This is a genomic window from Bacteroidota bacterium, assembly GCA_034723125.1.
GTDB lineage: Bacteria > Bacteroidota > Bacteroidia > CAILMK01 > JAAYUY01 > JAYEOP01.
This window is the reverse complement of record JAYEOP010000352.1, coordinates 1-10,667: the sequence shown is the minus strand read 5'-3', so window position 1 is coordinate 10,667 and position 10,667 is coordinate 1. Positions and strand designations below refer to the sequence as shown.

Below are 10,667 nucleotides of genomic sequence, written 5' to 3'. Positions count from 1 at the left end.
TCAGGCAGGTGAGATTTTTATTTTTTGAGACGAGGCGATGCCTTAGCATCAGTGAGTTGAGAAAGATAAAAATATCGCAAAAAGATAGGAATCTAATTTTGCAGAGTTTTCTTAGAGACACTAAATATATTCTTTTGATAAAAAATTGAGCATTTATTTAATAAAAAAAAATATATTTGCATCCAAGCTATTTATTGCTTGTATGTTTATTATTTAATAAATTAGTAAATTTTATAATTAAGGTATTATGAATAAATTAATTATTACTTTCATATTTATAACGTTTATTACAAATATGAAAGCTCAGGATATTTCAGGAAATGACTTAAAAAGCAACTCAGAAATTATTTTCGTAAATTTTAAAAATGATAGTCCTATTATAAAATCAAATAATATTGACATTAGCTCCAAACTATATATTCTTGGCAAGGCAGATGCAAAATCATATTATAATTATTATGGTTCTTTTACTGGTTCTTTTTTTACAAGTTTAGTTTTACCACCTGCAGGACTAATAACAGCAGTTGTTCTTACCGCTTATCCACCAAAAGACCATAATAACCTTACTATACCTGAATTCAGAAAGCCATTAGCACAAAAACCTGAATATTTTCAGGGTTATTTTGATCAAGCTTCGAAAATGAAAAAAAGAAGAACATGGGCAGGATTTTGTGTTGGAGTTTCATTTTTTTCAGCAGGATATTTAATGTTTGGCTATTTGTAATATTCATTTCTTATATTTGTTTGTCTAATTAAATAGTTTAAAAATGTTAGATTCAAGCAAACCTTTCACTTTTGATAGAGTAGTTCGTATTAGTATTGCAGTAATTGTAATAGTTGCAGTTTTTTTAATAATAGGAGTTTTAAAAAGCGTTCTTATTCCTTTTGCAGTTGCATTACTTATCGCATATCTTTTAAATCCCATAGTAGATTTTTTTGAACGAAAAATAAAAATAAGAGGAGTTGCAGTTTTTATAACCCTTTTATTGTTTTTTGCGATACTCGGATTAATAGGTTGGTTGATTGTACCACTTATTATTCAGGAAGTTAATCACATGATTAAATTACTTTCTTCACTAATTTCTAATTCTTCAATTGCTATAAAAGCAGAACAAAGATTGCCGGAATCTATTTGGAATCAAATACAAAGCTACATGCAACGAGAGGATATACAAGAGATGTTTAAAAGCAATGATATTCAAACATTAGCAGCATCAGTATCACAAAAAATAATACCTGAATTGTGGAGGTTTGTAACAGGAACAGCTTCATTTGTATTTGGACTTTTAGGATTTTTTATAATTTTATTATATATATTTTTTATTCTAAAAGATTATAATAAAATTAAGAAATGGCAAGAAATGATTCCTCATAAGTATAGAAAAGATGTTATTGATTTTATCAACGAATTCAAATTTATAATGAATCGTTATTTCAGAGGGCAATCACTAATTGCAAGTACAGTGGGAATTCTTTTCGCTACAGGTTTTTGGATTATCGGATTACCTATGGGAATTCTTGTTGGATTATTTATGGGATTATTAAATATGGTACCTTATCTTCAAATTTTAGGAATTATTCCAATCACCTTTGTTGCAGGAATGTACGCATTAGAAACAGCTACAAGTTTTTGGAGTATTTTTGGTCTTGCATTATTAGTAGTAGCAATTACTCAAACTATTCAAGATACAATATTGATTCCCAAAATTATGGGAAAAGTTACAGGCTTTAATCCTGCTTTTATTCTTCTGTTCTTATCCATTTGGGGGTCATTGTTAGGATTATTGGGGATGATAATTGCGTTACCTTTCTCATATTTAATTTTAACTTATTACAAAAGATATTTAGACAAGCATGCAGAAAATGCTAATTTAGAATAAAGGGGGGTTCTATAAATATAACTTGTACTGAAAAGCTTTAAAGGCTTTACTTTACAAAGGATTTTGGATATCCAACTTAGTTATTAACATTCTGATAAGAAATTAATATTGTGAAATCAAAACAAAATATTACCTTTGCATTCTATTTTAATAATTTATACAACAATAATGATTAAGATAAAGTATAAACTTAACAAAGAAAATCTAAAATATGAGAAATTTACACGTACCAGATTTGAATGGTTAATACGTTCTCTTGGTATATTTTCAATATTAATTATTTCTTCATTTCTTTTATATATAATTGTTTCAAACTTTTTTGATACTCCAAAAGAGAAACAACTTAAACGAGAAATTAGTAATTATGAATTACATTTCCAATTATTAAATGCAAAATTTCAAAACCTTGAAAAAGTTGTTGACAACCTTGAATACAGGGATGAAAATATTTACAGAATAATTTTTGAAGCTGAGCCAATACCTTCAGGTATTAGAAATGCAGGTTATGGCGGTGTTGAAAAATATAAAAATTTGGAAGGTTATAATAATTCCAGATTAATAATTAAAACAACAAAAAAAATCGACAAACTATCAAAAAAATTATATATTCTCAGCAAATCATTTGATGATATTTCTAAATTAGCAACAAACAAAGAGGAAATGTTAGCATCAATTCCTGCTATTCAACCAATTTCAAATAAAAACCTTACAAGAATTTCATCAGGCTTTGGTTGGAGAATACATCCTATATACAAAGTTCCTAAATTTCATGATGGACAGGATTTTACTGCACCACGAGGAACGGATATTTATGCTACAGGAAATGGAACTATTGTAGAAGTTCATTATTCTCGCAGAGGATATGGTAATAAAATCATTATTGACCATGGTTTTGGATACAAAACTTTATATGCTCATTTATCAAAATTTTATGTCAAAAAAGGACAAAAAATAAAAAGAGGTGAAGCTATTGGAACAGTTGGTAACACAGGTTTATCCACCGCACCTCATCTTCATTATGAAGTTATTAGAAAAGGACAACATGTAAATCCTATAAATTATTTTCATAATGATCTTTCTCCAGAAGACTATGAAAAAGTAATTATTTTAGCTGAACAAGCAAATCAATCTCTTGACTAAGCTATGAAAAATCAACATCCCGAAAAACTATATTATTCAATAGGTGAAGTAGCTAAAATTCTTAATGAAAGCACCTCTTTAATAAGATATTGGGAAAAAGAATTTTCTTCACATGTGAAGCCAAAAAAAAACCCCAACGGAAAAAGGATGTTTACTTCGTCTGATATTGAAACACTTAAACAGATTCATTACCTTACAAAGAAAAAAGGATACACTCTTACAGGAGCCGAAAAAATGATGAACTCACAAAAAAAAGATATTAAAAAAAATATATTTCTAAAAGATACTTTGGAAAATGCAAAATCTTTTTTGATAGATTTAAAAAAGGAATTGAAAAGCGAAGCAAATGGGTAGGATTTCCAGAAATATTATTAAACTCATTTTTAGATTCAAAAAAAAAGAAATAGAAAAAGCTAAAAAGCTAATTCGTAATAAGAATTTAGATAAAATTGGATTGCTCTATATTTCTGAAAATAGTAGTCAGGATACCTTTATTAAATCATTTATCGAAAAATTATCAATTGAAAATAAAGAGATTTTTTCTGTAGAATTTATTACTCAGCAAGATAGGATGCATGAAAAAATTAGTTCTAAAAATAATTTTAAATTTGAAGGAAAAGATTTAAACTTTTTCGGATTGTTACCAAAAGAAAAATCAGCAAATTTTTTAGAAAACAATTTTGATATCATTATTAATTTATCACTTAATAATAATATTTATCTGCATTATTTGAGTTTTATGAGTATTGCAAAATTAAAAATAGGCTTATATAATGATGAATTTTCTCATATCTATGATTTTATGATTGACCCAAAAGATATTGCAAATCTTAATGAACTAATTAGTTCAATTGAAAATTACTTAGGAATGTTAACTGAAAAATAAAGCAAATGAAATTTAAAGGATTAGGAGTAGCCGTTATAACCCCATTCAACAAAAAGCTTGAACTTGATAGAAATGCACTTAAAAAAATTATTGAAAATTTAGTATCAAATGGTGCTGATTTCCTTGTAATGCTTGGTACTACTGCCGAATCTGTTACTTTATCGAAAGAAGAAAAATTAGAAGTCATTCAAATTGCAAAAGAAATTAATAAAGGCAAACTTCCTATTGTAGTTGGCATTGGAGGAAATAATACCCGGCAGATAGTTACAGAAATAGAAAAATTTAATTTTACAGGAATTGACGGAATTTTATCTGTTTCACCTTACTATAATAAGCCAAATCAAAATGGTATTTATGAACATTATAAATCAATTGCCAAAAAATGCCCTGTTCCTGTTATACTTTATAATGTCCCCGGCAGAACCGGCTCAAATATTACGGCTCAAACTACATTAAAATTAGCAAAGGATTTTGAAAATATTGTTGCTATAAAAGAAGCATCAGGAGATTTTTCTCAAATAATGGAAATTATTGACAAAAAAAGTGATGATTTTACAGTTATATCAGGAGATGATGCTATAACACTACCGTTGTTTTCCATTGGTGTTGAAGGTGTTATATCAGTAATTGGGAATGCTTTCCCAAAAGAATTTTCGTCAATGATAAATGCTTTTAACAATAATGATAATACAGTTGCAAAAAAAAATCACTACAATTTAATTGAATTCATAAAGCTAATTTTTGCTGAAGGAAATCCGTCAGGTATAAAATCACTTTTAAGCCTTAAAGAATATTGTGAAAAGCATGTAAGACAACCGCTTTATCCATTATCTGAAAAAATAACTTTGAAATTAAAAGAACTTATAGAAATTTCAAAGGCTCAATAAAAATATTCTATGTTGATTTGTGTAGTTAAAAAATATTAAAGCCACAGATTCACAGATTAAAATTAATTTATATGCAATATTCTAATAAGATATATGCAGAGCGGTCATAAACTGTATTTTGCTATACCGTGTAAACGAATAATAATCAATACATTAAACATAGTGCAAAATCTCAAATTATAACCAGTCGAAGTATGTGTCCTTTAGTTCATATATATCGGGATAATGGTAAAAATTTTGAAGAAGTATATGATTCCGAAATTTCGGAATAAAAACCCTTTGGAAACAAAAATAATAAACAATCTGACTGAGTTAAAATTTTTCTCAATAGCTTGTGCCTCCGCTAAAGCTTCAGCGACACGCGGAATGCTATTCAGAAAAATTTGTGCCTTGCATCTTATTCATTATCTTTGTTTCTTAAAAGAAATGTATTTATAGCCCCCCCCCTTAAGGAAGTTTCTGGAAATTAAAAAGGTGCAATTCCATCATCATTAGTATTTTCAATGTTTTCATCAGAATCTGAATCATCATTAATTTTAGAGTTTTTAATTACCATACCATCATGAGTTGGAGTAATAGTATAATCATCAAGATTTGAAAATCTAGCAAAAGTACTAATAAATTTCAATTTTACAGTTGATACCGAACCATGCCTGTTTTTCGCAATAATTAATTCAGCAAGTCCTGTGGTTGGATCACCATCTTCATTCTCTGTTAAGCCATAATATTCAGGACGATAAATAAACATTACTTGGTCAGCATCTTGTTCAATTGATCCGGATTCTCTAAGGTCGGATAGTATAGGTCTTTTTGATGATGTTCGTTTTTCAACCTCACGACTTAATTGAGAAAGGGCAATTACCGGAATGTCTAATTCTTTTGCTAATCCTTTTAATGCTCTTGATATTGTACTAATTTCATTTTCTCTGTTGAAGTTTCTTCTATTGTCGGTTTGAGCATTCATTAGTTGAAGATAGTCAATAAGAACCATTTTAATTCCTTCTTGAGAATGCAATCTTCTGCATTTTGCTCTTAATTCAAAAACATTTATTCCCGGAGTATCATCAATAAATATTTTAGAATCGCTTAATCTATTTATTTTTGTATTTAGCTGTTGCCATTCATGTTCTTCAAGGTCACCATTTCTTAATTTCATCGCATCTAATTCAGCTTCAGCAGAAATCAATCTTTGAACAAGCTGAAGTGAGGACATTTCGAGTGAAAATACTGCTATTGGCATATCAAAATCTACAGCAGCATTTCGTGCCATTGACAATGCTAATGAAGTTTTTCCCATTCCCGGACGAGAAGCAATAATAATAAGGTCAGACTTTTGCCAGCCGGAAGTTATCCTGTCAAGATCATTATAGCCGGATGGAACACCGGTTACTCCACCTCTTTCATCCCGAGTATTTTTAATTTCTTCAATCGACTGTATTGATTTTACAATTAAATCACTCATTGTTTCGTAATCACCTTTTAGGTTACCCTGAGCAATGTTAAACAAATTCTGTTCTGCAGAATCTAAAAGGTCAAAAACATCTGTGGTTTCATTAAATGCATCTTCTTGAATTTTGCTGGAAATCCTAATTAATTCACGCAAAATAAACTTCTCAACTAATATTCGTGCATGGTATTCAATATTGGCAGAAGAACCAACACGATTAGTAAGATCACTAATGTAATATGCCCCTCCTACTTCTTCAAGTTTTGCCTCTTTTCTTAACTCAGCAGTAACTGTAAGGATATCAATTGGATTGGATTTTACGGAAAGGTTAACAATTGCTTCATAAATAATTTTATGCTCCTCTTTGTAAAATATTTTTGGTGTTAAAATATCCAACACTTCCATTAGTGCATCACGCTCTAACATCAAAGCACCTAACACTGCTTCTTCAACATTGATTGCTTGTGGAGGAATTTTTCCTAATTCTGAAATTTGCGGATACAATTTTGGTGCGTTTCTTCTTACTTTCGAAATTTGATCTTTAACAGCTTCTATTTTATTTTCCATTCTTAACTAAATCCTAGTTTTTTTTCTTTAACTCAGCAAATAATTTTTGTGTAAAAGTAAAACATCATTACAAATTAAAACAATAAATATTTCCTTTATTTTTTTTCCACACTTAGATTTTTATTGTTCTTTAAATGTTAATATTTTTTTAGAAACACTTTCTATTTAAAATTAAAACATCTTTTTTTGTTAACAAATCAAAAACACAAATTTCTTTAGTTCAAAACCTAAAACAGCAAAAAATAGTGGCACTCTTATTTTAGTACATATAAATTTATGACAAATTTAAAATTTATTTTTAAACATTTTTTTCTTAATAACAATTAGACTTTAAAAATCGTAACAGGCTGTTTCCCAGCGTATAATATCTATCTATCAGATATTTAAATACTTATAAAAATATTCCTAAAAAGAAATAATTTCTCTAAAAGAAAGAATAAATTTTGACAAAATTAATTTTCTTCGTACTTTTGGAGTTAACAATAAAGAAATCAAATTTTTAATTTACTAACTAAACGAATTTTTATTTGGGAATACCAAGAATATCTGTTAACAAAATTGTATTTTAGAATTATTTAATTTAAAATTTAAAAAAAACACACTAATTATGAGAAACAAATATTTTACTAAGCTTGCCATCATTTTATCATTTTTTCTTTTCAGTTCTCTAAAACCATATTTGCCAAATAATCGTCTTCTTAAAAAAGATAATTACAAAATATTATGGAAATATAATATTGACAAAACAATGTTTTTTCCTCAACCTGCAATTAGTGAAGAAATTGTCTTTATTGGAAACGATAATGGAGTATTAAACGCAATTGACAAAAGAAGAGGTAGAGTTTTATGGAGTTTCAAAATTGATAAACCGATTTATAAAACTCCGGTAATTGAAGAAAATATTATTTATTTTGGAGGAAAAGACGGTTATCTCTATGCTTTATACAGCAAAAGAGGAAAGCTAAAATGGAAATTTGATGCAGAAGAGCCAATAAGCTGTAATCCTTTCGTAATAAATAAGTTAGTGTATTTTAATACTAAGCATTTTGTGTATGCATTAGACCAAGAAGCAGGATTAGACATGATAAAATCCGAATATCTATATACAGGGCATCCGAATATTTGTAACAACTCAAACGCATTGTTTTTTAATGATGACATGAAAATTCACTCTCTTAGCTTAAAGGATGGGAAAAAATTGTGGCAGTATGATTTAAATATTTTTGGTGCTTCAAAAGTAAGCGTTAATGATGAAGTGGTAACATTTATTAATGGTAACAAAATTTTTGTTTTGAATGCTACAGATGGAAAATTGAAATGGAAATATGAATTTGAAAATGAAGAATCAAAATTTTCAAAAAATGTTGTTATTAAAGAGGACAAAATATATTGTTCATTTGCAAATACTGTTTATGCATTTTCCCTAAAAAACGGAGAGCCTGTTTGGGATAGAAAAATCAAAACTGATTATGAACTTAGTGAAATTGCTATTGAAAATAACCTGATTTATTTATCCGACATGAATAATTCAATCTATTTAATAGAAATTGAGAAAGGTAAAAAAATAGATGAATTTGAATTTGAATTTAAAATAAAATCACCTCTTCTTACTGTGAATGATGAAATTATCTATTTTATTAATGATGAAAATGAAATGTGTGCTGTAAAGGTAACTGAATAAATTTGATTAATGAATCCACACTAAAATGTAATGAGTACAGGTTTTGAAAATCAGGAATTGCCCCAATCCATAGAAGGAATCCTGATTTTCAACTACTTCCACCTTTTAAACTTGGAGTAGAAAGGAGTTGGAAATCATTTTAAGATTTTTTAGAGTAGATTCATTAATATATGCACTTGTCCTTATTTTCTTTTTTTGCCCCTGCCCTAAAGGGAGAAAAGAAAATAAAATTATAATTCATTTTTTTACAAAGCAAGTATTTTATTAAAAAAACACCCTAAAAAACAAGCAAATTATTTTCTTAAAGCAAAAATTGAAGTCTGCCAACTTCTCACAGCTCGCAACCCGCCCCCATCAATCCTTCAATCGTAAATCCACTTTCCCCTCTTTTACACCATAGCAAACTGAATCGCAAACATATCGTTTAATGATTTTTATATTGCCTCCATCTACTGCGGTAATTGTTTTGTTTCCCGATTTATATTTTGCTGTAACAGAATAATATTCTTCAACTTTTAAGCTTACTCTTAACAATTCGTCATCATGCAATATTTTTTTAAGAGTATCTTTGTTGTCATAATTACCTTTAAAAATTGTTATCGGCACTTTGGGGTTTTCGTCATTAATTGTTAGCTTAATTATTAAATCTCCTTCAGTTGGTTTCGAAGTGTTACAATCGCTGTAATCGTAATCGTAGCAATCATCTACACTGGGTAAGTCATCATCACAATTTGTAATAAATATTAGGAGAAACAAAAGTATGTATGGAATTAAATTTTTCATTACAACAAATTAATTTCTTTTTTAATAATTTTTTCTTTTCCTATTCTCAAAAAGTAATTTAACTGCAAGCTAAGATGATGTGGGGAATGATTGTAAATACCTAAATCGTAGTATTCATAAGCAGTACGTAAGGCAAAATTTTGATTTTTCCAAAATAATCCAATTTGAGGAATATGTAAAAATTTAGACACTGCTTTTTCTTCTGCTCCACGATAATTTCCAAAAGTATATCCCTCTTTAAATCCCAAATAACAACCTTTAACAGAAACAGCATCTCTATAAAGATTAATTTCCTTTTCCAAATTTGTATAAAAAATAAATCTACGTTCATGGAATTGAAAAAAATTGTTTTCTGATTCTTTTACCAATATTTTTCTCGCTTTATATCTTGTATCAAAACCCAAATTAAAATTTAATAAATATTTAGAATCATGCAATCCTATTGCTGTGTTAAATAACAAATCATCTTTAGAAAAATTACTGCCATAGCTAAGTATAAGTTTATTAAAAACAGGCATTAAGCTTACTTTAGTACTTTCTTCTTTCAATAGCTTTGCCATTATATAATTTTCATTTTTGTAAGCAAGATCAATTAGTTTAGTCAGGTTTTTTTCTGTTGAATCATTTAACAAAAGATTTGTAATTGCCGTATCATTATTATAAACCGAATAGAAAAGTGCAGTATGATTATATTTATTTTTAATTTTTTTATTTGCTTTATTTTCAAGCAAAAACTTAGTAAAATTAAAATCCCTATTTTGTGATGCTATCATCAAAGCTGTTAAGCCATTTTTATCTTGTTCATTAATTTTTGCACCGTAGTCTAAAAGCAATTTAGCAGTATTTACTTTAGCTGTAAAAGATGAAATTATAAAAGCGGTATTGCTGTCATTATCTTTTATCGAAATATCCGCTCCATAATAAAGCAACATATCCGTAGTTGTATCATATCCATAGGCAGTTGAATAATGTAAGGGAGTAAGTCCTCTTGAATTTTTTTCATTAATTTTCGCTCCTTTTTTAATTAAAAAATTAACGACTTGATGACGGTTATGCTTGCTTGCAATCATTAGTGCCGTATTACCGCCATATCTAACTTTATCATTTATTTTTGCTCCGTTAAAATGCAAAATTTTTACAATGTCAATATGCCCTTGCTGTGATGCATAAATTAAAGCGGTGCATCCGTAAGCATCTTTAAAATTAACATCAGTACTATCTTTTATAAGCATTACAACTTCATGAGTTTTACCATCATAAGCAGCTTTGAGCAAATCATAATCTGCACTATCCTCTTGTGATTGTGAGTTGAAACTTAATAAAAAAAACAAAAGTCCAATAATGTGTTTTAATTCAAACATAGGGGGTTTTAACAAGCAAATTTTAAACCTAAAAT

At 28.3% G+C, this 10,667-nt stretch carries 10 protein-coding genes; 7 read left to right on the top strand and 3 right to left on the bottom strand.

Annotation, left to right across the window (positions count from 1 at the left end; translation table 11 throughout):
- Window positions 1–247 precede the first annotated feature (247 nt).
- The 6 genes from U9R42_09590 to dapA all read left to right on the top strand — a co-directional run bounded on the left by U9R42_09590 (window position 248) and on the right by dapA (window position 4,793).
- Window positions 248–724 (top strand): hypothetical protein, encoded by a 477-nt coding sequence (locus tag U9R42_09590; protein ID MEA3496274.1) that lies wholly within the window; start codon window positions 248–250, stop codon window positions 722–724.
- A 43-nt stretch (window positions 725–767) separates the two neighbouring features.
- Complete coding sequence (locus U9R42_09585) at window positions 768–1,880, top strand: AI-2E family transporter (protein ID MEA3496273.1); 1,113 nt, start codon at window positions 768–770, stop codon at window positions 1,878–1,880.
- Between the two features lie 168 nt (window positions 1,881–2,048).
- On the top strand, window positions 2,049–3,020 hold the full coding sequence (locus U9R42_09580; GenBank protein ID MEA3496272.1) for a M23 family metallopeptidase: 972 nt from the start codon (window positions 2,049–2,051) through the stop codon (window positions 3,018–3,020).
- Window positions 3,021–3,023: 3 nt separating this feature from the next.
- Window positions 3,024–3,374 (top strand): MerR family transcriptional regulator, encoded by a 351-nt coding sequence (locus tag U9R42_09575; GenBank protein ID MEA3496271.1) that lies wholly within the window; start codon window positions 3,024–3,026, stop codon window positions 3,372–3,374.
- Window positions 3,367–3,906, top strand: coding sequence for a hypothetical protein (locus U9R42_09570; GenBank protein MEA3496270.1), 540 nt, complete (start codon window positions 3,367–3,369; stop codon window positions 3,904–3,906). The genes U9R42_09575 and U9R42_09570 overlap by 8 nt, the downstream gene beginning before the upstream one ends.
- Window positions 3,907–3,911: 5 nt before the next feature.
- Window positions 3,912–4,793, top strand: coding sequence for a 4-hydroxy-tetrahydrodipicolinate synthase (dapA, locus tag U9R42_09565; protein ID MEA3496269.1), 882 nt, complete (start codon window positions 3,912–3,914; stop codon window positions 4,791–4,793).
- A gap of 466 nt (window positions 4,794–5,259) precedes the next feature.
- Here the strand turns inward: dapA and dnaB are convergent, their stop codons facing one another.
- Entirely contained in the window at window positions 5,260–6,807 is a 1,548-nt protein-coding gene (dnaB, locus tag U9R42_09560) for a replicative DNA helicase (protein MEA3496268.1), read from the bottom strand.
- 607 nt (window positions 6,808–7,414) lie between these two features.
- Here dnaB and U9R42_09555 point away from each other — a divergent pair.
- Window positions 7,415–8,488 (top strand): PQQ-binding-like beta-propeller repeat protein, encoded by a 1,074-nt coding sequence (locus tag U9R42_09555; protein MEA3496267.1) that lies wholly within the window; start codon window positions 7,415–7,417, stop codon window positions 8,486–8,488.
- Window positions 8,489–8,842: 354 nt separating this feature from the next.
- On the opposite strand, the gene U9R42_09550 is transcribed toward U9R42_09555, so the two are convergent.
- The gene (locus U9R42_09550; GenBank protein ID MEA3496266.1) at window positions 8,843–9,271 is read right to left on the bottom strand and encodes a hypothetical protein; all 429 of its coding nucleotides are present in this window, start codon (window positions 9,269–9,271) and stop codon (window positions 8,843–8,845) included.
- Window positions 9,271–10,667: ankyrin repeat domain-containing protein (locus tag U9R42_09545; protein ID MEA3496265.1), on the bottom strand; the 1,397-nt coding region annotated here is incomplete at its 5' end. The genes U9R42_09545 and U9R42_09550, both read right to left, overlap by 1 nt.

Coding starts and splice junctions, on each gene's coding strand:
- U9R42_09590 (MEA3496274.1), top strand. CDS start 248: ATGAATAAATTAATTATTACTTTCATATTTATAACGTTTATTACAAAT.
- U9R42_09585 (MEA3496273.1), top strand. CDS start 768: ATGTTAGATTCAAGCAAACCTTTCACTTTTGATAGAGTAGTTCGTATT.
- U9R42_09580 (MEA3496272.1), top strand. CDS start 2,049: ATGATTAAGATAAAGTATAAACTTAACAAAGAAAATCTAAAATATGAG.
- U9R42_09575 (MEA3496271.1), top strand. CDS start 3,024: ATGAAAAATCAACATCCCGAAAAACTATATTATTCAATAGGTGAAGTA.
- U9R42_09570 (MEA3496270.1), top strand. CDS start 3,367: ATGGGTAGGATTTCCAGAAATATTATTAAACTCATTTTTAGATTCAAA.
- dapA (MEA3496269.1), top strand. CDS start 3,912: ATGAAATTTAAAGGATTAGGAGTAGCCGTTATAACCCCATTCAACAAA.
- dnaB (MEA3496268.1), bottom strand. CDS start 6,807: ATGGAAAATAAAATAGAAGCTGTTAAAGATCAAATTTCGAAAGTAAGA.
- U9R42_09555 (MEA3496267.1), top strand. CDS start 7,415: ATGAGAAACAAATATTTTACTAAGCTTGCCATCATTTTATCATTTTTT.
- U9R42_09550 (MEA3496266.1), bottom strand. CDS start 9,271: ATGAAAAATTTAATTCCATACATACTTTTGTTTCTCCTAATATTTATT.